A 20799-nucleotide genomic window follows, 5' to 3' on the forward strand; every position below is an offset into this window, starting at 1 on the left:
GCGACGCCGGGGGCGCGGGGATCCTGCGGGAGTTGGAGGGTGTATGTCCAGGGCGGGGATACGGTGGAACCAAGCATGGAAGTCTCCGTTCACGGAGGGAAGTTGAAGGATGCACTTCGAGTTGCCCGGTGACGAGGTCGCTCCGTCGAGCGGGGTACTTCCGGGCGGGTGGCCTGGGTCACACACTAAGGTGCAATATGTAATGCATTCCATGAAGTTCACGGAATGCATTACAGATACCCTCGTGTGGGTGACCAGACCGGGGAGCGAGTGATGTCGCCCAGTACGACGCCAACGGCCCGTCGGCAACGGCTGGGAGCGGAACTGCGCAAGTTGCGCGAACGTGCCGGGATCACTGCGACCGAGGCCGCCAGGCTCCTCGGTGGCAACCAGGCTCGCATCAGCAACATCGAAGCCGGCCGCTACGGCGTCAGTGCCGAGCGGGTGCGCACGCTGTCCTGCCACTACGACTGCTCGGACCGCGAGTTGGTCAACGCGCTGGCGTCCATGACCGGCGACCGTAAGCGTGGCTGGTGGGAGGAGTACCGAGAGATTCTTTCCAACGGTCTGCTGGACCTGGCAGAGCTTGAGCATCACGGGGTCGCGCTGCGCACCTCACATACAGCCGGACTGCCTGGACTGCTCCAGACCACAGACCATGCACGCGAGGTATTCCGCCAGGTCGTTCCCGCTCTCCCTCCCCCGGAGGTCGAGCACCGCCTATCTTTTCGTATCAAGCGTCAAAGCGTCGTTTTCCGGGAGGATGCGCCGCCTTACCGTGCGGTCATCCATGAAGCAGCACTGCACATGGAATTCGGCGGGTCGGCCGTGGCCAGGCAGCAGCTGGCGCATCTCCTGGCCATGAGCGAGCGTGAACAGGTCGCGATTCAAGTGATCCCGTTCAGGGCGGGTGCATACCCAGGAGCGGGCCAGCCCATCTACTACGTCCACGGACCCGTACCGCAACTGGACACCGTCCAGCTGGATCAGGCACACGGCATCGTCTTCCTGGACGCCGAAGCCCAACTCAACAAATACCGCCAGGTCCTGGCCCGTCTGGAGACGCTTGCCCTGGACGTTGCCGGGTCGCGAGACCTGATACACGCCGTCGCCCAGAACCTGTGAAGGGATCCGAATTGTCGAGTCACATGTGGCAGAAGTCCTCGTACTGCGGCGAGGGCGAGTCCTGCATACACGTAGCCGCCCCTGCCCCGGGCACGGTCAGCCTGACCGAGTCCGCCGACCCCACCGGAGCGATACTCCGCACCACCCCCGACGCGTGGGCTGCGTTCGTACGCACCCTCAAAGAGAACCCTGCCCATTGCTGACGCCCCCACCTGCCTCGCTTGGATCGGATCCGGCCCCGAGGGCACCCGGAATCCGATCCGTCGCGTCAGGCAACAGCTGTGAGAGGAACGCCCATGCCCACATACGACCACTGGCAGAAGTCCTCGTACTGCGCCCAGGGCAACTCGTGCATCCACGTCGCCACAGACACCGACGGAGTGACCAAGCTCACCGAGAGCAGCGACCCCACCGGAGCGATACTCCGTACCACCCCTGACGCGTGGGCCGCCCTCGTACGCACCCTCAAGGAGGGCCGCTGCCAGGACTGACTTCCGAAAAGTCTGCGGTCGGCCAGGAGATGTTCGTGATCACAGCAATTCCGGCTTCGGTCGCGTGGGCGTAGAACTCGCGCAGGCTTGCGAAGTCGGCATGGCGTGAATGTATTTCGAGGCGGTCGGTGTGGGGACACATCGTTCGCGGACGATCTCCGCAAGCTGCATGACACGAATGCCTGGGAGCTGAGGGACGGCAGCCTCCACAGCATTGATGGAGTACTCGGGTCGCTCGTCGTCCGACGCCAGGAGGCGTGCACGGGTCACCAAACCGGTTGGAGTCACCAGCCAATATGCGCTGGGAGGGCGCTCTTCAGCGGGATACAGGACCACGGTCTGCGCCGCAACAGCGAAACGTGAAGCGAATTCCGGCTCGGTCAGCTGCTGGGAGACGGCATCCTGGACGAAGATGTCCAGAATCAGTGACACGTCGCCAAGGACATCCGAGTAGTCGCACAGGGCAAGAGCATCCCAGTCGCGGTTGTCCTGATCGGCGTCGATGTCGGCGACATCGACGGAGTTCGGCTCAATGCGCAGGCATGACGCCAGGGCATCAGAGACTCGGGCCGGCTGCAGGCGATCGATGGTGAAGAGGTTGTATGTCATCGGTAGGTCCCGTTGTAGAGGTCCAGGTTTGCCCGATCTCGCCGGGGAGCGTTCCTCGGGCTGGTGGGAGACATGCCGCGCGGTATTGCCTTCCCCGTTGCTGGGCATCACGGAACTGGAGCATCACGCGACCGCGCTGCGGCCCGCCAACACACCCCATGTTCCAGGGCTCCTCCAGCCCACGGACCACGCTCGCGAGATCTCCCGGCAGATGGTGCCGGAGCCCGGCCCTGCCCTGGTGGATGCCGAGGCGGAACTGGAGGCCTACCGTCTCCTGCTGGCACGCATGGAGGCCGTGGCACTGACTCCGGACGAGTCCCGGGACTTCATCCACAGTCTGATCGCCGACCAGTGAAGGAACTGGATATGAACGAGCACGCATGGCAGAGGTCCTCGTACTGCGGGCAGGGCGAATCCTGTGTCCATGTCGCCACGGGCGCCGACGGCGGCGTCAAGCTCACCGAGAGCAGCGACCCCACCGGAGCGACACTCCGCACCACGCCCGACGCGTGGGCTGCGTTCGTACGCACCCTCAAAGAGAACCCTGCCCATTGCTGACGCCCCCACCGGCCTCGCTTGGATCGGATCAGGCCCCGGGGGCACCCGGAATCCGATCCGTCGCATCAGGCAACAGCTGTGAGAGGAACGCCCATGCCCACATACGACCACTGGCAGAAGTCCTCGTACTGCGCCCAGGGCAACTCGTGCATCCACGTCGCCACAGACACCGACGGAGGGACCAAGCTCACCGAGAGCGGCGACCCCACCGGAGCGATACTCCGCACCACACCCGCCGCCTGGGGCGCCCTCGTACGCATCCTCAAGGAGAACCGCACCCGCGGCTGACACCCTCAGGTATCCGTGATCGTCGCCGCCGCAGGTCCCCCCGCGGGGATTTCTGCGTAGTCGTGCCGGACGGGCGGTTCATTTCCGGCCAGTTGCTGTTCAGGCATCAGTGACCGCCCAGCCACCCGGACTTGGGAAAGTCACCGAGTGACAGACATCCACCCCTGGCCCAGTGTTCCGCGGCTCGGTCGGCGCCGCTTCCTCGCCGCTGCCGCCGCTGTCGGCGGCACGGCGTTCGGCGCCGTCGCCGCCACCCAGATGGCCTGGCCCTCTTCGGCCGAGGCGCTCGACCTGGACACCGCGCCGTTCACGCTCGGCGTGGCCTCCGGCGATCCCGACCACCACAGCGTCGTGCTGTGGACCCGGCTCGCCCCCGACCCACTGAATGCCGAGACCGGCGGCATGCCGGCCGAACCCGTCGAGGTGCGCTGGGAGCTCGCCCGTGACGAGCACTTCCGGCGCGTCATCCGGCGCGGCACGGTCTCCGCGCGCCCCGAGTCCGCGCACAGCGTGCACGTCGTCGCCGAGGACTTGGCTCCTGACCACTGGTACTGGTACCGCTTCTCCACCACGGGCGCCGACGGCGAGGTCCGCAGCCGCATCGGGCGCACCCGCACCCTGCCCGCGCCCGGCGACCAGCCCGAACGGCTTCGGTTCGCGTTCGTCTCCTGCCAGAGCTGGACCGGGGGCGCGTTCGCCGCCTACCGCGACCTTGCCGAGCAGGACATCGACTTCGTGCTGCATCTGGGCGACTACATCTACGAGACGGCCAACGGCAGCCTCACCGAGTTCCGCCGCCTGCACCAGCTCTACAAGACCTCGCCCGACCTGCGTGCTGCACACGCCCGGTTCCCCTTCTTCACCACCTGGGACGACCACGAGGTGCAGAACAACTACGCCGCCGATATCGCGGGCGGCGCCGGCGACGGCCGTCCCTTCCTGGAGCGGCGCGGCAACGGCTACCAGGCCTACTACGAGCATCTGCCGCTGCGCCCCGCCCAGCGCCCCGACGGGCCCGACGCCCTGCTCTACCGCCGCTTCGCTTTCGGCAGGCTGGCGGAGTTCTCCGTGCTCGACACCCGTCAGTACCGCAGTGACCAGCCGTGCGGCGACGGGCGCAAGGAGCCGTGCGCCGAAGCCTACGACCCGGCACGCACCATGACCGGTATCGAGCAGGAGCGCTGGCTGCTGGACGGCCTCGACCGATCCCGGGCCCGCTGGAACGTCGTCGCCCAGCAGACCATCATGGCGGCCTTCGACTACGACCTCGGCCCCGGCAAAATCGTCAACCTCGACCAGTGGGACGGCTACCCGGCGGCCCGCTCCCGCATCCTGGACTTCCTGGACCGCAAGCGCCCCACCAACCCGGTGGTCCTCAGCGGCGACTGGCACTCGGCGTGGGTCAACGACCTCAAGAAGGACTTCGCCGACCCGTCTTCGCGCACCATCGCCACGGAGTTCGTCGGCACCTCCATCTCCTCGGGGGCCGGAGGCTGGGACGCGGACGTGCGCACCGGCCTGCCGGCCAATCCGCACGTGAAGTTCTACGACGGCACCTATCGCGGCTACACCCTGTGCGACATCACCCCCCAGCGGTGGCGCACCGATCTGCGGATCGTGCTGAAGGCAGGCGACGCGACCTCGCCCGCCTTCACCATCGCCGCCTACGAGGTGCGCGACGGCCGGCCGGGCGCCCGTCGCATCGACGCGGGCGACGGCCTGACCGGTGCGGTCACCGACGCGGCGACAGGTGCCGTCCTGAGGAACGTCCAGATGACGGTGGTCGACGCGGCGGGCACACGCATCGGCGCGACCACCACGGATGCAGACGGCCAGTATCTGGCCTTCGCCCGTCCCGGCACCTACACCCTGGTCGCCAACGGCGTCGGCTACGAGCCGGCCGAGCGGGAGATCACCGTCCGCGAGGGCTCGGGAACCACGGTCGACCTGCGCCTGACCCGCTCAGGCGCCCGTGCCGGAACCGGCCGCACCGTCCCCGGACCGCAGTCCCAGGCCACCACCTCGGACCTGGTGCTCTCCAACGACCTGCTGGCGCTCGCCGTCTCGGCCGGTGCGGAGGACTCCCAACTGGCCGGCGTCACCCTGGGCAAGCCCCTCGACCTGGCGGCCGTGGGCCGGCTCGACCAGATCGACTGGATCAACCTGCCCTACGCCTCCCTCGCCCAGCCGCGGGGCAGCAACGCGTGGCAGCAGCGCACGGTGAGATCGGAAAGCGTGGAGGTGGTCTCGTCCACCGGTGCGGAGGCCGCAGTGCGCGCGGTGGGTCGCAGCACACAGGTGCCGGGACTCGACGTCACCACCACGTATTCCATCCGCACAGGTGAGCCCTGGGTGCGGGCCGACAGCGTCTTCACCAACAGCGGTCCCACCGCGGTCACTTTCTGGACCGGCGACGTCCTCGACCACGACGGCGCGGGCCAGCGCAGCGGCGTCGCAGGGCACGGCACCGTCACCGCCAACTCTCCCGCCGACTTCACGCCCACCGCACCGTGGATCGGCATGACGGGCTCGGACGCGCAGACGTACGGACTCCTCTACGAAGACACCGGCTTCACCGCGTATGCCTGCGGTATCTGGGTGATGAGCCAGCGACGGGTGACCTTGGAACCGGGAGCGGACTTCACGCTCCGACGCAGGATCGCGGCCGTGGACAGCGGCGGCTCAACCGATCCCTTCGCGGTCCTCGACACACTCTTGAGCCCCCCGAAGCGGAGCTGATCGCCTCGACGTGTCCCGCCGCGCCGGTTGCCTCCGGCGCGGCGGCGAACGTTCCGTACCCCACGGGCCCGGGAGGAGGAGCAGGGGCCCTGCTAACAGGGCTCGCCCGCCGTTCCATGAGGAGGGTGCCCGGCGTCAGGAGCGGCTGGGCTCGTGGCCCATTCGGTGAGGGTGGTGAGGGCGTCCACCGGGTGTCTGGCCCGGACCCGGATCCTTCGGTAGAGGTCGCCCGGCACCGGAAACTGCGGAGGGCGGTCCGATCTGCGGGCGGCGCGCCAGATCCAGGTGCCGTGGCGAAGCCTTCGGGCCGAGGCGAAGCCGTGGTCGCGGCGTAGCCGTACCTCCACATTCAGCGGCTCACGGAACGGAGTCAGCTCGGCCGTGTCGAAGTCGACGACGACGCGGACCTTGGCATCCTTCCAGTTCAGCCGCTCGACTCCCGCGATGTGCTCGCGCGCGATCCGGGCACCTTTGCGGAGGAACACGGGGTCATGGATGACCAGGGCGTCGGCCTCCAGGGTGAGCCGGGGTCTGGACAGCAGAGCCCTCACAGTCTGCACCTGAACCGGAACGGTCGCGAAGGACGCCGCACCGGCTGCCACAGCGACTGTGGTGGCCGGCACATCAGGCTGCCCCGCGATGGCGTCCCATCCGAATGCGAGGGCCGCCAACGGCAGGCACAGCCCCCACGGAAGCGCGACGAACACGGCGAATACGGCCCGCCATCGAGAACGGGCAAGCGCGACGTCCATGACCGGCGATGCTAGGCGGCCAGGGCGGGCATTCCAATACCAGGCGTGGATCGCGGGCTGCGGGTGCGCTCAGCCGAAGGGGACGGCATCCGCCCGGGAGGTGTGCCAGTTGGTGACGATCGGGCTGTCGACAGTGATGGTGCCGACCGCCCAGATATACGGGCCGTGGCTCTGCCGGGACGAGGTCAGTAGAGCCATCGATCCAGGAGCCCCGGTCAGAGAAACCCCTCGTAGTCCTCGAAGGCCGCAGGGTCGGGTGCATTCTCGTCAGAGTCTGCTGGTCAGGTCGGGTCCCAGGCCGTCCTCGTACGCGTTCGGCGTTGCGAGACCCTCGGGCGTGGCGGCTCCGAAGTACGTCGGCTCGCCGGGCTCGGGAGGTGCGTCGAGCAGGGTAGCGAGTTCTTCCAGGGCGGCGGTGAGCCGTGGAGCGTTGTTCCGGTAGACCTCGGGGTGCGGGCGTCCCGTGAAGTCGTACCACCCCCAGATGTCGTGGTGCACCGACAGTTCGGCCGAAAGGGCGGTGGGTGCGGTGGAGAGGGACAGGTCGACCAGCTGTGGCTCTTTTCGGGGCTGCCCGGCCGCGTCGAACCACCTACCCGGGCCGATCACATCGATGTCCGCGATGTCGGCGGAGGGGTATGCAGAGGGACGGCTGCCCCGCACCCGCCCTGGGACGCTCGGATCCCCCAGTGGCCTGGTGAGCTCAAGAGTGCTTGTGATGCCGGTCGGTCCGATGTCCAGGACGTACCAGCTGTACTTGAGCTCGACGGGAGCGAGGAGCTCCAGTCGGGTCAGTACGTCGCATATCCGCGCCGCGACCGAGAGAGCCGACTGCAGCCCCGGGGCTGCAGTGTCGCAGAGGTCCCAGCACCAGGAACCGCATTCCCGCGGCGCGCGCTTCAAGGTCGACACAAGAGCCTCCAGAGGGAACCAGGCGCGTCTGGTGGGGGCGACAGTGGGGGAGTGGACGCCCGTGGCCGCATGTGCCGGCCTGGGTGTGGTCTGACAGCGATATTCCTGTGGAGCGCGAACGACCCCGGCCTGAATGGGGGTTCAGCCTCCACTGGTGTTGGTGGCCAACTGGTCGTTGATCTGCCGCAGGCGTTGCCAGGCGGCGGGGTCGGTGCCGTCACCGAGTGCGTAGTGCAGGGTGGGCCGGGTGGCCGGGCCGAGTCGGACGGGTGCGGTGTCGGCGAGGGCTTTGCGGGCGTGGTCGAGACCGAGGTCGGCGACGGCGTCGGGGCCGAGGGTGAAGGAGAGCGGCACCGGGGGTGGCTCGTGGTGGGCGGGGGTGGTCAGATCCGCGCGTGCGGTGCGCAGTTGGCCGATCATCGTGGCGAGGTTGTGTCTGGCGGCAAGGGATTCGGCCAGCTCGGGCATGGCGTCCGTCGGGGCGTGCTGATCGGTGCGGTAGCCGACGGCCAGCGTGATGTGCTCTTCGACGCCGAGGTGGGTGCGGGCGGTGCGTACGGTGGCGATCGCCGGATGGTCGGGGGAGCCGATCGCGACGGCCCAGGTGGGCAGTGACTGTTGAGCGCGGGTGCGGGCCAGGTCGGTCAACTGTCGTGGCGACCAGGGAACGCTGACCGGTTCGGCGGTTGCCCATCCGGCGGGCGGTGCTCCGGTGAGTGTGCGCCAGGCCTGTTCCAGGGCGCCGCCCAGGACGAGATGCTCGTCGGCGGGGTGGACCGTGCGGATGGAGAGCAGCAGTTGCCGTTCGTCCTCGGTGCCGGGTCGGGGCCGGAAGACGTCCGCGATCCGGGGCCCGTCGGCGGCGGCGTGGGTGAATCGCCCGTCGTGCCAGTGCAGTACGGCTCCGGAGAGGGCGTCGTAGTAGCCGCACTCGGGGTCGCTCACGACCCAGCGGGAGGGCAGCCCGTCCAGGAGTGTGCGGGCGGGGAAGGTGAGCCGGGTGCTGGGCGGGGTGACGATCTGCAGTTCGCGTCCGGTGCGGGCCGCGTTGCGCACCACGTCGGTCAGCCAGGTCGTGGCCGCGATCACGGGGCGGCCCTGGATGACGACGGCGGCCTTGTCGGTGAGCAGGTCGACGCCCAGGGGGACGGTGTCCGCGGCGGCGTCGGCGAGATCGGCCACGACATCGGTGTGACCGGACTCGTGCGGCCAGACGTCGCCCCCGTGCACGGCGACCAGCCGCCCCGCGACGGACCCGGCCAGCCGAGCGGCCCCCTCCACGGCACTGGTCGCCCGCGCCTCGGTCCACCACACGGGCGACTCCGCGCCCACGGCTGACCCGAGCAACCGGGCGACCTCGCCCGGCACTTGGACGTACCGGGGTGCTTCCAGCGACACCAACGCCTGCCCGGAAGCGGTGCACAGCTGAACGACGGACCCACCGCCCGTCCGGTTCACCCGCAGGTCCGGGCCACCGGCGTGCAGCCCGGCCAGCAGCGTCTTGGTATCAGGCATCTGCGGGGTGAGGGCTATGACGTCCTGGGTCATATGCTGCTTTCTGAAGCGCTGGGTACGTATTACTCGTCTTCGCTGGTTCGGGGCGTCAACCGCAGCGTGAGCTCTGCACTGGAAAGCATTCTTGTGATCTCAATGGGGAGATTGCTGAACTCGGCCATCACGACATCTGAAGGGTCGATCTTACGGCTCTCCCCATCGTGGCCTTCCGCTTCGATGACATAGCGATAACCGCGAGGGGTGGCTGAGTCCTCCACTACAATCCAGCGGGCACCATGCTTTTGGATCAGGAAATCTGACACATACGATATTAGGTCACTGTGCAGTGTCACCCAGTCCGATTGTTCGAACTGGTCGAGGGGAAGGCGAGAAACGTAGTTCTGCAGGGCGGGAATCAGAGTCAGTGGGTCCCTGGTGTACACAGCTGGTGGGACCCCCAGCATGTCAGCGATATCAATGACCGTCTGACGCCCCTCCGTGATCCAACGCTTGAGATCCGGCACCGGGGCACCTGCCCTCACCATTTCTGACACCTTCCATTCGGCTGAAACTCACTTGGGGGGCGGCCCGTATTCCACAAAAACGATACGAGCCTGAATGAGATAATTGCGGAGAGCCTTGGACGGAGGTGCATCCATGAACACCCACCGTGGGTCGTAACCTGAATCCATTCGCCGCAGCGTGAGATCTTTATTGATCTGCTCCATTATACCTTTGTTCAGCGGCACCTCTCCTTTGATTATCTGGTTCGTTCCGTCGGAGAGTTTGATGGTTCGGAATTGTAGATAGTGCTTGATTTCCACGGCCAAGGTGCGCCCGCCCGGCAAATCAACGGGCACATCCACTTTACGTCCACCCGGGGCTTCTACAGGGTAGTATGGGTGGTCGTGAGTCGGAACAGGGAAGTGCCGCTCGGAGTCACCGCCGAACATTTCCCGGCCTATCTCCTCCGCCATGGTGTAACGGTGGCGTCCCGCGCGCAGGGCGCGCAGCTGGCGTAGCGATAGTTCAGCTTTTCCTGGCGGCAAGGTTGGGCGTGTGAAGTCGGGTTTGTCAGCCCCTTCGCTGTCACCATGTTGCTGCACATCGTGGGACGTGCCCGCTGAATCGACGACAGCTGATTCCCCAGGCTTCTCATCTGGTTCGTGAGCGTCTCCGCGAGCACCGTCCTGATCGTGCGCCGACTCGTGAGGCCTACCCGCATCAGCTTCTCCTGATCCGCCAGCGTTCTCCGATCCGTGCCCGCCCCGGCCATCCGCATGGGCGTCGCCGGAGCGAGCCTCGCGACTCGTGGGACCGGTCCCTTGTTGGCCGCCGCCACCCGCACCGCTCGTTCCGGCGCGAGCCGGGTCCCCGTCGGGCGAAGATATTCCGGAACCCTCATCATGCGCGGCGGCGGTTCCGCCGCCTGGAATATCACGCCCACCTTCGCTGTGCGCATCGCTGCCGCCCCCTGCTGAGCCGGGGTGACCGGCGCGCGGCGGCGGGTTGTCGCCCATGTGGGCGGTGGTTCCGGGTGCATGTCCTCCTACGCCGACCAACTCGCGGTCGCCATGCAGCCGGCCGACGCTCCGTTCGGCTGCGGAAGGTTCGTGCGGTGCTGGGATGGTGTTGGGTGTGCCGTCGGGGTCGAGGGGGACGAACTTGCCGTCCTTGTCGACCCGGTAGCGGTGGTCGAGGTCGAAGGCGCCGTCGGGGAACTTGGTCTTCGGTATCTGGAGGTGGTCGCTGACGTTGGCCAGGACCTGGGAGACCTTGGGCAGGTTGGAGAGGGCCTTGGCGGCCTTGAAGGTGCCGGAGAGCGGGTCGAGGGCGTCGCCGATCTTCGCCATGGTGCCGGCGGTCTTGGCGATCGTGCCGCCCTTGCCGAGCTTGGCGGCAATGGCAAAGGGGCCGGTGGCGAGGGTGAGCAGGTTGAAGGATGCCACGGCGTGGGCGCGAGCGGGATCCTCGTTCGCCATGTCGTACGCGATGAACTGCTTGCCGAACTCCTTCGCGTACGCCTTGCTGTCGCGCTGCCAGTCGGACAGGTGCTCGTCCTGGCCGAACAGGTCCATGCCGTAGGCGTAGCCACCGACGGCGGTGCGCCGCAGGCCGTCCCATGCCTGGTCGCGGGCTTCGCCGCCATGGAAGCCGATCAGGGTGATCAGGCCGTCGATGCCGCCCCAGATGCTGTCCTTGACGATGCCGTCCCAGGCCCAGCTCTTGGCCCCGTGCCCCCACCACTCCAGGCTCCAGCGCTCGTAGGTACGCCCCTCCGGGCTGCCCCACGGCAGGTCCTTCATTCCCTTGAGCGTGCCGGCGTTCTGGCCGTACATGCCGAGCCCGTGGGTGCCGTCGTCCACGATCCACGCGGGGCGGCAGGCGCCGGGGCTGATTGTGTTGATCTTGTTGGCCGCGTTGCGTTCGGCTTCCTGGAAGCCCGCGCGCGCTGCCTCCACACCATCCATCAACGCCTGGTGCGTGTCGGTCTTCTTCTCGTCCTGGGTCCAGTCGTCGTCGCCCCGGACGCTGTCGACGAATTCGATCGCGTCCAGCTTCAGCTGCTTGAGCCGGTCGGCGTGCGGCTTGGCTTCGTGGATGAAGGTGTCCAGGGCATCGGCCAGTGACTCGATGTTCCCCGCGAACTCCTCGGCCGTGTCCATGACCGGCTGGGTCGAGGAGAACAGCTTGTCGGCCTCGGGGGCCTTGTAATACGCGGCTGTCGCCTGGAAACGGGAGTGGACGTCCTTCCCGCCGGTCCGGATGCCTGTGGCATGCGTACGGAGACTGGACGCGGCCTTCTCCAACTGGCCGAAGTCACCGGTGTATTGGGGTATCCCACCCGGTTCGATCACGGTGGCTACTCCCCGCCCCGGTGGCCGGTCTTCTGCCCGACCGCCTTGATCTCGGCGGGGGTCGGGGCCTTCGCCGCGTCGCGCTGGGCCTGGGCGGCCATGGCCAGGTCACCTTCGATGTACTCGGTGGTGGCCTTGACCGTGCCGTCCATCGACTTCTTGGTGCGGGCGGCCATGAACCTGATCTTCTGCTGGGTGTCCGAGATGAAGTTCGCCACCGCGGCGCCCACCGGCCCCGCCGGTGCCTCACCGCAGTACGGCCCGCTGATCGTTCCCGCGTGCAGCGCGGCGTCCTCCACGCTCTCGCCGTAGCCCCTGACGCCCTTGCTCAGGTCATCGGCGGCCAGCCCCACCAACGACAGAACGGACTCCACCCCGCTCGGCCTGATGTCCCACCCCGTCATGCCGCCCCCTGCTTCCCCGGCCGATACGTCTCGTCGACTGCGCCCGGCAGCACGTATGCCACTGGCGACAAGATCTTCATCTGTATCAAGGGGGAAGTAGCAATGGCAACGCACTTCAAGCCAATCGCACGTTGGATTGAGTGCGCAGTGCTGCCGCGGGGGTGCGGTGGGTGAGGTGAATTGCCGGAATCTGGTGGTGGGCCGGTATCTCTCCCTCTGAAGCCGCCCGGGGTGGCGGCGGCCGGGCGGCTCGGTGGGGTGGGCGATTTCATTTGCGGTCGGGAAGGGGTGTGTGGTCAGTCGTGGGAATCGCTGTGAGAGCGCCGCGGTGCGCGGGGCTACCGCTCCCGGTTCGTCTCGGGGTTGCCCGGCCGTGTCGATCCACGTCCCCGAGCCGAGCACATCGATGTCCGCGATGTCGGCGGCGGGGTGTGCGGTGGGACGGCTGAGCCCTGCGCCCCGCACCCGCGGGCGTACGCCCCGGGCCGCCGCCCGCGCCGAGCCGTTCAGGCGTGGACCGCGGGCTGCGGGTGCGCTCAGCCGAAGGGGACGGCGTCCGCCGGGGAGGTGTGCCAGTTGGTGACGACCGGGCTGTCGACGGTGATGGTGCCGACCGGGAGGGAGACCGGGTTGGAGTCGTCGTCACCGATGGCGACGATGATGCTGTCCAGCTCCTTGCCACCGTCCGTATTGGTGGTCTTCGGGTTCACCCCGGCGTAGGCGGTGGTGTTCCCGCTCAGCGTGATCTGCTCGCCGACGGCCTGCTCCGCGGGGCCCGCCTCGGTGCCGTCGGAACCGAAGGCCACGGTCGGGAGCGCGGCGGGCAGGACACAGGTGATGCCCGACTTCGCCTTCGCGGTGATCAGGATGTATCCGCCGGCCTGGGTCTCGGACCTGGTGCTCCAGGAGATGTCGTTGGCGCCGCAGACCTGCCCGACCTGCTCCCGATTGCCGTTGCCGGTGTCGGCGCCGGAGCCTGCCCTGTCCTTGGTTCCCTTGCCCGCCGTGTCGGAGGCCTGGCCGGAACCCTTGTCCGCGCCCTGACCGCTGTTCGCCGCCGACGAGCCGGACGAGGCGGACGAGCCGGCCGAGGTGGCGGACGAGGAACTCTGCGCGGCACCGGTGTCCGTGGCCGCGTCCGTGTCCTGGCACGCCGTCATCAGCATGGCGCCGCCCACGAGAGCTGCGGAGGCGAGGAGGGCCCTGCGACGGTTGCCGAACATGAAATCCCCTTGGTGATCAGTGATTGAGGCCGAAGCAGCATCGGCTTTCCGGTGCTTGCTTGATCACTATGAGGGGGCTGTGCGCCGAAGGGACCCCGGCGTCTTCGTTCCAGGACAACGCTGTCGCAGACCAGTGACATGATCACGACGCCGTGGCCGGCGCAGCGCGGATGGGCCGGGGCGGGCAGAGGCCGACGGCCCGTCGACAGTGGTCCGGCCCGTCGACAGTGGTCCGGCCCGTCGACAGTGGTCCGCCCCGTGGTCCGGCCCGTGCGAACCCGGACCACGGGGCGGACCGCCCTCGGTCAGTTGGTGGTCCCGATGGGTGCGCTGCTGCGTCCGTGGCGTCGACCGCTCAGCTCGGCGTCGAGTGTCTCCTGAGCCATGCGCATGGCCTCGGCGTACACGGGGGTCTGCAGCCGCTTCCACATCTCGTCCTCGGAGACGTCCTCAACGCGGCTGACCACCCACCAGATGTTGCCGAAGGGGTCCTTGATCCGCCCTCCGCGCTGGCCGAAGGCGTCGTCCAGCAGAGAAGTGACGATCTGGCCGCCTGCTGCGACGGCCCGGGAGAACACCTCGTCCGCGTCGGCGACGAACACGCGCAACAGGCTCGGCATGGTGGGCCAGTCCGCGTGGCGGTCGAAGGCCAGTACGACGGTGTCGCCGACCCGGATCTCACCGTGCCCGATAGAGCCCTCCTCGGTCGACACCCGTGCGAGCTCCTCACCGCCGAACGCCTGGCTGACGAAGTCGAGGAACGCTCCCGTGTCATCGGTGACGACCCAGGGCGCAACGGTGGTGTAGCCCTGCGGTGCGGTACTGGTCTGCTCGGGCATCGCGGTCCTCTCGTCGCTGTTGCTTGTCGACAGCGACGGTAGGGGCGCTATAGGCCTGGTTCTGTCCTATTGGGCCCCTCGCGTCGATGCGTCGCGCACCTGCGACAGGTGCGCGAAGGCGCTGGGCACGGACAGATTGATCCCCACGCCTCCGGCACGCGCGAACTCCACCGGGCTCAAGGAGGTGAAGGCAGTCACAGATGATCTCGCGGACCGCCCCCGGCGCCCCCGGGGCTACTGCTTCGCGGACCCCGCCCGTACCGACCGGATCACGCCCGCCGCGGCGATCAGGAAGCCGACGCCCATCAGCATGCACAGCGACCAGGCGATGGGCGGGAGCGGATCGGTGCCGAGGAAGAGGGGGGCCATGGTGACCAGGGTGGACAGTGCGCCGATGAAGAAGACGATCGCGCCGATCCGGACCAGCCGGTCACCTGCGCCAGAAGGTGTAGTACTCACCCCGTCAGGGTAGTTCCCGGCAACGGCGGACAACCCCGCAGGCGGCCTCGCTGTCAAGCTTGTGGTCAACCCCGCGGTGACCGGCGTGCGCAGCAGGCGCCGTTTCCGGACAGAGTCCGGATGACCAGGCTTGACGAGGGGTACCCCCCCTGGGGAGGCTGCTGCCAGCAGGGGAGCACCACCACTGGATAGCCTGACCTGCTGAGGATTTGTTCCGGCATACAGGTTGCATACGGGTTGAGATGGGGTGCGTGCTTTGCCGACTGGCAAGGTCAAGTGGTTCAACAGTGAGAAGGGCTTCGGCTTTCTCTCCCGCGACGACGGCGGCGACGTCTTCGTGCACTCCTCCGTGCTCCCTGACGGCGTCGACGCCCTCAAGCCGGGCCAGCGCGTCGAATTCGGAGTCGTCGCAGGTCAGCGGGGAGATCAGGCGCTCTCGGTAGCGATCTTGGACCCGACCCCCTCCGTCGCGGCCGCGCAGCGCCGCAAGCCGGACGAGCTCGCGTCCATCGTGCAGGACCTGACCACCCTGCTGGAGAACATCACGCCGATGCTGGAGCGCGGCCGGTACCCGGACAAGGCGGCCGGCAAGAAGATCGGCGGCCTGTTGCGCGCGGTCGCCGACCAACTGGATGTCTGATCCCGTTCGACGTCTGACCCCGCTCGACGCGTGGCCCTGCTCGATGTCCGATCCTGCGCGGCGCCCGATCCCGCTCGACGTGTGATCCCGGGCGCGGCACGGGCGGGCGCGTGGCTCAGACGAACGACAGTGCGTCGGGGCCGAGGGGCGGTACCAGTCCCTCGGCCGCTGCGCGGGTCAGCAGTCCGCGGATCGCCGCGTAGCCGTCCTCGCCGAGGTCGGCCGTGAACTCGTTCACGTACAGCCCGATGTGCTGGTCCGCCACGGCCGGGTCCATCTCCTGGGCGTGCTCCAGCACGTACGGCCGGGACGCCTCCGGGGCGTCCCAGGCCATCCGTACCGAGGTGCGCACCGAATCGGCGAGCCGCTTCAGCGTGTCCGCGCCCAGCGACCGCTTGGCGATGATCGCGCCGAGCGGGATCGGCAGCCCGGTCGTCTCCTCCCAGTGGCGGCCCATGTCGGCGAGGTTGTGCAGCCCGTAGTTCTGGTACGTGAACCGGGCCTCGTGGATGACGAGACCGGCGTCCACCTTCCCGTCGCGCACGGCAGGCATGATCTCGTCGAACGGCATCACGACGATCTCGCCGACCCCGCCCGGCACCACGTCGGCCGCCCAGAGGCGGAACAGTAGGTAGGCGGTGGAACGCTCGCTCGGTACGGCGACGGTCTTCCCCGTCAGGTCCGTGCCCGCCTCCTTCGTGAGGACGAGCGGGCCGCAGCCCCGGCCCAGCGCCCCGCCGCACGGCAGCAGCGCGTACTCGTCGAGCACCCACGGCAGCACCGCGTACGAGACCTTGAGGACGTCGAGCTCACCGCGCTCGGCCATCCCGTTGGTGATGTCGATGTCCGCGAAGGTGACATCGAGGGCGGGCGCGCCGGGGACCCTTCCGTGCGCCCAGGCGTCGAAGACGAAGGTGTCGTTCGGGCACGGCGAGAAAGCGATCCGCAGCGGGTTCGACGGGTCAGGAGTCGTTTCGGTCATGGTGGGTCCAACCTTCCAGTACGGGTACGAGCTTCCCGAACGCGTCGGTGAGCGCGGCCAGCGCGTCGCCGATGCGCCAGGCGTCCCGGTCGCGCGGGCCGACGGCGTTCGAGACGGCCCTGATCTCCAGCACGGGCACGCCGGCACGCTCGGCGGCCTCCGCGACCCCGAAGCCCTCCATGGCCTCGGCGGCGGCCCGCGGGTGCGCGGCGAGCAGGGCGGCGGCGCGGTCGGCGGAGCCGGTCACGGTGGAGACGGTGAGGACGGCGCCGGTGACCGCGCCGGTGGCGGCGGCCGCCTCCCGTACCAGCGAACGGGGCGGGAAATGCCATACCCGGCCGAAGCCGAGCTCGGTGACCGGCACGAAGCCCGTCGCGGTCTCGGCGCCCAGATCCGCCGTGCCGATGCGGTCGGCCACCACCAGGGAGCCGACCGGTGCGACGCCGGTGAACCCGCCACCGATACCGGCCGAGATCACCAGGTCGTAGCGGTCCGAGGCCAGACCGAAGGCGGCCGAGGCCGCCGCGGCGCCCGGCCCCGCGCCGCCCGCCAGGACGTCGAAGGGGCCCGTGCGGTGGATCTCCGCGCCCGGAACCCAGTGCGCCGATGTCTCGGAAACGGCCCCGAACGCACGCGTGACCGCGTCCCGTTCTGCTGGGACAGCGGTCACGACGAGCACACGCACGGGGGAGCCTCCGAGGCCAGGAGGGGGTCAGGAGGGCGTCAGGAGGACTTCTTCAGTTCGAAGTGCCAGACGCCGGTCAGCTGCTTGCCGCTGGTCTCCACGATGCTGATCTGCGTCTTGTCCGCGGTCTCGCCGGTCTGGCTGGAGAAGAAGGCGCTGCCCGGGATGGACCGGTAGGTCTTCTTGTACGGCTCCTGCTCGGCCTGCTGGCCGTTGATGAACAGGGTCCAGCCGTTCTCCGCGATCTCCGGGTCGACGCCGAAGCGGACCTTGTCGTCCATCGCGACCTCGACGGTCTTCTCCGCCTTCCTGTTGAGGCAGCTCTGGTAATCGGACGTCTTGAGCGGCTTGCCGTCGTTGTAGCAGGCGGCCTCGGAGCTCACCGAGTTGCCGCCGACCGTTACGGTCGCGAGCGGCGTCGGCTTGTCGCAGGCGGAGAGGACAAGGAGTCCCGCGGACACGGCACCAAGAGCGACGCCGATTCGGCGGCCCTTACCGGAGAAGAACGCAACGGTCATGGGCCGAAGGCTATCGGTCGTTCCGGTTCACGCCACGCGGGGGTGCGGCGAGCCGCGTCGCGCGGCGCCCAGCAGACCCCGTACGGACGTTGCGGCGCCGAGGGCGAGGATGCCCGAGGCGACCGACATGCCCAGTACGCCGTTGAGGGGGAGGACGATGCCGATGCCGCCGCCGACCACCCAGGCCATCTGGAGCACGGTCTCGGAGCGGGCGAACGCGGAGGTGCGCACCTCTTCGGGGACGTCGCGCTGGATCATCGCGTCCAGCGAGAGCTTCGACAGGGCCTGCGTGAAGCCCGCGGTGGCGCTGAGTGCGGCGACCGTGACCGTGCTGAAGAAGAGCGCGGTGAGTACGGCGACCCCCAGGGCCAGGGCCAGCACCGACGCGACGATCACCTCGGGGCCGCGGGCCCGCAGCCAGGAGCCGACCGCCGTACCGAGAGCGTTGCCGATGCCCGCCGCGACGCCGGCGATGCCGAGCGAGACGGCGGCGCTCTGCCCGGCGAGCGGGTGCTCGCGCAGCAGGAACGCCAGGAAGAAGATCAGGAAGCCGGAGAGCGCGCGGTGCGCGGCGTTGGCCTGGAGCCCGTTCAGCACGGATGGGCCCACGGACCGCAGACCGGGCCGCTTCTCGCCGTTGCGCTCCCGGCCCTTCACCCTGCCCTTCCAGGGCCCCCTCGTCCCGGACCCGGTGGCCACCGTGCCGTGCGGCGGCACCAGCTGGGCCTTCCGCTCGCCCTTCGAGGAGTCGACCTTGTGCGGCAGCGTGAAGGCGAGAACGGTCCCGCCGATGAAGATCACGCACGCGCCGTACAGCGGCCAGCCGGGCCCGAAGGTCTGCAGCCCCGCCCCGACCGGGGCGGCGACCCCGGTCGCCAGCAGCCCGGCGAGCGTGACCCGGGAGTTCGCCTTCACCAGGGAGAAACGAGGCGGCAGCAGGCGCGGCACCACCGCGCTGCGCACCACCCCGTACGCCTTCGAGCAGACCAGGACGCCCAGCGCGGCCGGATACAGCTCCAGGCCGCCGGTGGCGACCGCGCCCGACATGGTGAGCGCGAGCACCGCGCGGGCCAGCATCGCAGCGGCCATCGCGGCGCGCCGGCCGTGCGGCAGCCGGTCCAGGAGCGGGCCGATCACAGGGGCCAGGAGCGTGAAGGGCGCCATGGTGATGGCGAGGTAGAGGGCGACGCGGCCGCGGGCCTCGTCCGTCGGCACGGAGAAGAACACCGTCGAGGCGAGCGCGATCGTGATCATCACGTCGCCCGCGCCGTTCACGGCGTGCAGTTCGATCAGTTTGCCGAGCCCGGACTCCCCGGCGCCATGGGCGTACGTCGCCTTGCGGATGCCCCTGGCGGTGCCGGTGAACGGCTGGTGGAGAGCATGGACGACCGCCCGGCCCGTCCTGCGGAGCGGGCCGGGCCCCTCGTGCGACCTGGCGGAAGTCACCCCGTCATAGTGCCCCAGTAGCGGTGGCGGCGAACCGGCTTCGGCGCCAGGCGCGGTGCACTCCGCCCTGTCGGGCCAGTGACCCGCCCCCGCCGGCCGGGGGGCGCCCGGCCCGGGACCGTGGCCGTCCGCGGGCGGCCGAGGACGGTCCCCGCAGCGGATCGGCATGGGATTCCCAGGAGGTTCGCATGGGATTCCCAGGGGATTCGCCGGGGACACGACACCGGATACGACTTTGTTTGGGACGGGCAGGTGGGCGGCAGGCGGCGGAGAGGGTAGCGTGCGTAGCGCGCCACCGGCGGTTGTCCCCGGCCGCGCGCCTCTCGGCGATCCCGCAGAATGGGTTGCAGAAGGTGCGCCCGAGGCAGGCAGCAACGGGTGTGGACGTCGACGCGGCCCCCAGGTCCGCTCCGCCCGCGTCCGTCATGGCCGAAACCGATGGATGTGCTGGCGCGCTCGTGAGACTGGCGTAGGAGAGAAGCGAGACCTGTGAGTGCTGCGACGACGCGAAGCCGTACGGCCCGTACCCCCGTTCCCGACCGTCTGTGCGCCGAGGCGGTAGACCTCGCCCGCGCGGCGGCCGAGGAGGCAGCCGCGCCGGGGGTCGTCGGTGAGCATGTGGCCGTGGTCTCCGAGGGGGACCGGGTCGTCACGCACTTCTTCGAGTGCAAGGAGCCCGGCTACCGGGGCTGGCGCTGGGCGGTGACCGTCGCGCGGGCCTCCCGCGCGAAGTACGTCACCATCGACGAAACGGTGCTGCTGCCCGGCAGCGACGCGCTGCTCGCCCCGGAGTGGGTGCCCTGGAGCGAGCGGCTGCGCCCCGGCGACATGGGGCCGGGCGACCTGCTGCCCACCGAGGCGGACGACCTCCGCCTGGAGCCCGGCTACACCGGCGAGGACGAGCCGCTGCCGAACGCCGCGGTCTCCGGGGTGTCGCAGGAGATGGCCGACCTCGTCGACGCGGAGGACGCGGAGCTGACGACCCGCCCCGCGACGACGAGCCGGGGCTCGATCGCGGCAGTAGCGGACGAGCTGGGCATGCGGCGGGCGCGGGTGCTGTCCCGGTACGGGCTGCACGCGGCGGCCGACCGGTGGGACGAGTCGTTCGGCGCGAAGACGCCGATGGCCCAGGCTGCCCCGGCCTCGTGCGTCACCTGTGCCTTCCTGGTGCCGCTGGCGGGTTCGCTCAGGCAGGCGTTCGGGGTGTGCGCGAACGAGTTCGGTCCGGCGGACGGGCGGGTCGTGTCGCTGTCGTACGGGTGCGGTGGGCATTCGGAGGCGGCGGTGATGCCGAAGCCGCCGAAGCCGGTGCCGCACGCGCTGGACACGATGCAGGTGGACGAGTATCCGCTGCGGCCGGCCCGGGACTCCGGCTCGGTCCCGGCGGAGGCGGACGAGCCGACGGAGGACCTCGGCCACTCGTAGGCGGTGGCCGGGGGCGGTGGGGCTCACCGCGGCTGCGGGGTGCGGGGTGCTCCGGCTGACCGGGTCGTCCTCGACCGCCGGACGGGCTCGAGCGGGATGCCGGGCGGCCTCGGCGAACCGCTTTGTCCTCAGAACCGCTTTGTCCTCGATCGCCGGACGGGCTCGACTTCGCCGACCGTCCGGGGGCTTCGTGCCTGCCCGGCGAACCGCCTTGCCCTCAAGCGCCGGGCGGGCCTGATTGTGCCGAGGATCCGGGGATCTTCTGCGGGTCCGGGGACTTCCTGTCCGTCGGTCCGGCCGACCTGTGCCGGCCCGGCAACGCCGGCCCGTCCGGCGATCGAGGGCGGAACCC

24 protein-coding genes are annotated in these 20799 nt (G+C 69.2%); 9 read left to right on the top strand and 15 right to left on the bottom strand.

Going from position 1 to position 20799, the window contains the following annotated elements; translation table 11 throughout:
- Positions 1–273 precede the first annotated feature (273 nt).
- From ACWCQ6_RS10660 to ACWCQ6_RS10670, 3 genes are all read left to right on the top strand, one after another.
- Positions 274–1125 carry a helix-turn-helix domain-containing protein gene (locus ACWCQ6_RS10660; protein ID WP_451087808.1) on the top strand — a complete coding sequence of 284 codons (852 nt, stop codon included), beginning with the start codon at positions 274–276 and terminating at the stop codon, positions 1123–1125.
- Between the two features lie 11 nt (positions 1126–1136).
- Positions 1137–1328, top strand: coding sequence for a DUF397 domain-containing protein (locus ACWCQ6_RS10665; protein ID WP_451087570.1), 192 nt, complete (start codon positions 1137–1139; stop codon positions 1326–1328).
- A gap of 93 nt (positions 1329–1421) precedes the next feature.
- On the top strand, positions 1422–1616 hold the full coding sequence (locus ACWCQ6_RS10670; RefSeq protein WP_451087572.1) for a DUF397 domain-containing protein: 195 nt from the start codon (positions 1422–1424) through the stop codon (positions 1614–1616).
- A gap of 39 nt (positions 1617–1655) precedes the next feature.
- Here the strand turns inward: ACWCQ6_RS10670 and ACWCQ6_RS10675 are convergent, their stop codons facing one another.
- A complete protein-coding gene (locus ACWCQ6_RS10675) occupies positions 1656–2225 on the bottom strand; it encodes a hypothetical protein (RefSeq protein ID WP_451087574.1) in 570 nt (189 codons plus the stop codon).
- 28 nt (positions 2226–2253) lie between these two features.
- On the opposite strand from ACWCQ6_RS10675, the gene ACWCQ6_RS10680 reads away from it, so the two are divergent.
- The 4 genes from ACWCQ6_RS10680 (at position 2254) to ACWCQ6_RS10695 (ending at position 5810) form a co-directional block, all read left to right on the top strand.
- Positions 2254–2580, top strand: a complete 327-nt coding sequence (locus tag ACWCQ6_RS10680; RefSeq protein ID WP_451087576.1) for a hypothetical protein — start codon at positions 2254–2256, stop codon at positions 2578–2580.
- A gap of 11 nt (positions 2581–2591) precedes the next feature.
- Positions 2592–2783, top strand: a complete 192-nt coding sequence (locus ACWCQ6_RS10685) for a DUF397 domain-containing protein (RefSeq protein ID WP_451087578.1) — start codon at positions 2592–2594, stop codon at positions 2781–2783.
- A 93-nt stretch (positions 2784–2876) separates the two neighbouring features.
- Complete coding sequence (locus ACWCQ6_RS10690; protein ID WP_451087580.1) at positions 2877–3071, top strand: DUF397 domain-containing protein; 195 nt, start codon at positions 2877–2879, stop codon at positions 3069–3071.
- A gap of 147 nt (positions 3072–3218) precedes the next feature.
- Positions 3219–5810: an alkaline phosphatase D family protein gene (locus tag ACWCQ6_RS10695; protein WP_451087582.1), complete on the top strand. Its 2592-nt coding sequence runs from the start codon at positions 3219–3221 to the stop codon at positions 5808–5810.
- Positions 5811–5902: 92 nt separating this feature from the next.
- Here ACWCQ6_RS10695 and ACWCQ6_RS10700 read toward each other — a convergent pair whose 3' ends face one another.
- The 10 genes from ACWCQ6_RS10700 to ACWCQ6_RS10745 all read right to left on the bottom strand — a co-directional run bounded on the left by ACWCQ6_RS10700 (position 5903) and on the right by ACWCQ6_RS10745 (position 14751).
- Positions 5903–6562: a hypothetical protein gene (locus ACWCQ6_RS10700; RefSeq protein ID WP_451087584.1), complete on the bottom strand. Its 660-nt coding sequence runs from the start codon at positions 6560–6562 to the stop codon at positions 5903–5905.
- 69 nt (positions 6563–6631) lie between these two features.
- The gene (locus tag ACWCQ6_RS10705) at positions 6632–6760 is read right to left on the bottom strand and encodes a hypothetical protein (RefSeq protein ID WP_451087586.1); all 129 of its coding nucleotides are present in this window, start codon (positions 6758–6760) and stop codon (positions 6632–6634) included.
- A gap of 69 nt (positions 6761–6829) precedes the next feature.
- Positions 6830–7474: a hypothetical protein gene (locus ACWCQ6_RS10710; protein ID WP_451087588.1), complete on the bottom strand. Its 645-nt coding sequence runs from the start codon at positions 7472–7474 to the stop codon at positions 6830–6832.
- A 141-nt stretch (positions 7475–7615) separates the two neighbouring features.
- Complete coding sequence (locus ACWCQ6_RS10715; protein ID WP_451087590.1) at positions 7616–9022, bottom strand: DUF6177 family protein; 1407 nt, start codon at positions 9020–9022, stop codon at positions 7616–7618.
- Between the two features lie 29 nt (positions 9023–9051).
- Entirely contained in the window at positions 9052–9492 is a 441-nt protein-coding gene (locus ACWCQ6_RS10720; RefSeq protein ID WP_451087592.1) for a hypothetical protein, read from the bottom strand.
- A 48-nt stretch (positions 9493–9540) separates the two neighbouring features.
- Complete coding sequence (locus tag ACWCQ6_RS10725; RefSeq protein WP_451087594.1) at positions 9541–11826, bottom strand: hypothetical protein; 2286 nt, start codon at positions 11824–11826, stop codon at positions 9541–9543.
- A gap of 5 nt (positions 11827–11831) precedes the next feature.
- Entirely contained in the window at positions 11832–12230 is a 399-nt protein-coding gene (locus ACWCQ6_RS10730) for a DUF6507 family protein (protein ID WP_451087596.1), read from the bottom strand.
- Between the two features lie 536 nt (positions 12231–12766).
- Positions 12767–13453, bottom strand: coding sequence for a DUF4232 domain-containing protein (locus tag ACWCQ6_RS10735; protein ID WP_451087598.1), 687 nt, complete (start codon positions 13451–13453; stop codon positions 12767–12769).
- Positions 13454–13758: 305 nt separating this feature from the next.
- Positions 13759–14292 (bottom strand): VOC family protein, encoded by a 534-nt coding sequence (locus tag ACWCQ6_RS10740; protein WP_451087600.1) that lies wholly within the window; start codon positions 14290–14292, stop codon positions 13759–13761.
- A 234-nt stretch (positions 14293–14526) separates the two neighbouring features.
- The gene (locus tag ACWCQ6_RS10745) at positions 14527–14751 is read right to left on the bottom strand and encodes a hypothetical protein (RefSeq protein WP_451087602.1); all 225 of its coding nucleotides are present in this window, start codon (positions 14749–14751) and stop codon (positions 14527–14529) included.
- Positions 14752–15007: 256 nt separating this feature from the next.
- Between ACWCQ6_RS10745 and ACWCQ6_RS10750 the strand changes: the two genes are divergently transcribed.
- Positions 15008–15391, top strand: a complete 384-nt coding sequence (locus tag ACWCQ6_RS10750; protein WP_072485776.1) for a cold-shock protein — start codon at positions 15008–15010, stop codon at positions 15389–15391.
- A 115-nt stretch (positions 15392–15506) separates the two neighbouring features.
- Here the strand turns inward: ACWCQ6_RS10750 and ACWCQ6_RS10755 are convergent, their stop codons facing one another.
- From ACWCQ6_RS10755 to ACWCQ6_RS10770, 4 genes are read right to left on the bottom strand one after another with little or no spacing between them, the layout of a single operon-like run.
- Positions 15507–16373, bottom strand: coding sequence for a 1,4-dihydroxy-6-naphthoate synthase (locus tag ACWCQ6_RS10755; protein WP_451087604.1), 867 nt, complete (start codon positions 16371–16373; stop codon positions 15507–15509).
- Positions 16354–17058 carry a futalosine hydrolase gene (locus ACWCQ6_RS10760; protein ID WP_451087606.1) on the bottom strand — a complete coding sequence of 235 codons (705 nt, stop codon included), beginning with the start codon at positions 17056–17058 and terminating at the stop codon, positions 16354–16356. The genes ACWCQ6_RS10755 and ACWCQ6_RS10760 overlap by 20 nt, the downstream gene beginning before the upstream one ends.
- A gap of 38 nt (positions 17059–17096) precedes the next feature.
- Positions 17097–17576 carry a DUF2771 domain-containing protein gene (locus ACWCQ6_RS10765; RefSeq protein ID WP_451087608.1) on the bottom strand — a complete coding sequence of 160 codons (480 nt, stop codon included), beginning with the start codon at positions 17574–17576 and terminating at the stop codon, positions 17097–17099.
- A 27-nt stretch (positions 17577–17603) separates the two neighbouring features.
- Positions 17604–19022: an MFS transporter gene (locus ACWCQ6_RS10770; protein WP_451087610.1), complete on the bottom strand. Its 1419-nt coding sequence runs from the start codon at positions 19020–19022 to the stop codon at positions 17604–17606.
- A 489-nt stretch (positions 19023–19511) separates the two neighbouring features.
- On the opposite strand from ACWCQ6_RS10770, the gene ACWCQ6_RS10775 reads away from it, so the two are divergent.
- A complete protein-coding gene (locus ACWCQ6_RS10775; RefSeq protein ID WP_451087612.1) occupies positions 19512–20447 on the top strand; it encodes a DUF3027 domain-containing protein in 936 nt (311 codons plus the stop codon).
- Positions 20448–20799: the final 352 nt, after the last annotated feature.

Source organism: Streptomyces sp. NPDC001880 (assembly GCF_053594575.1).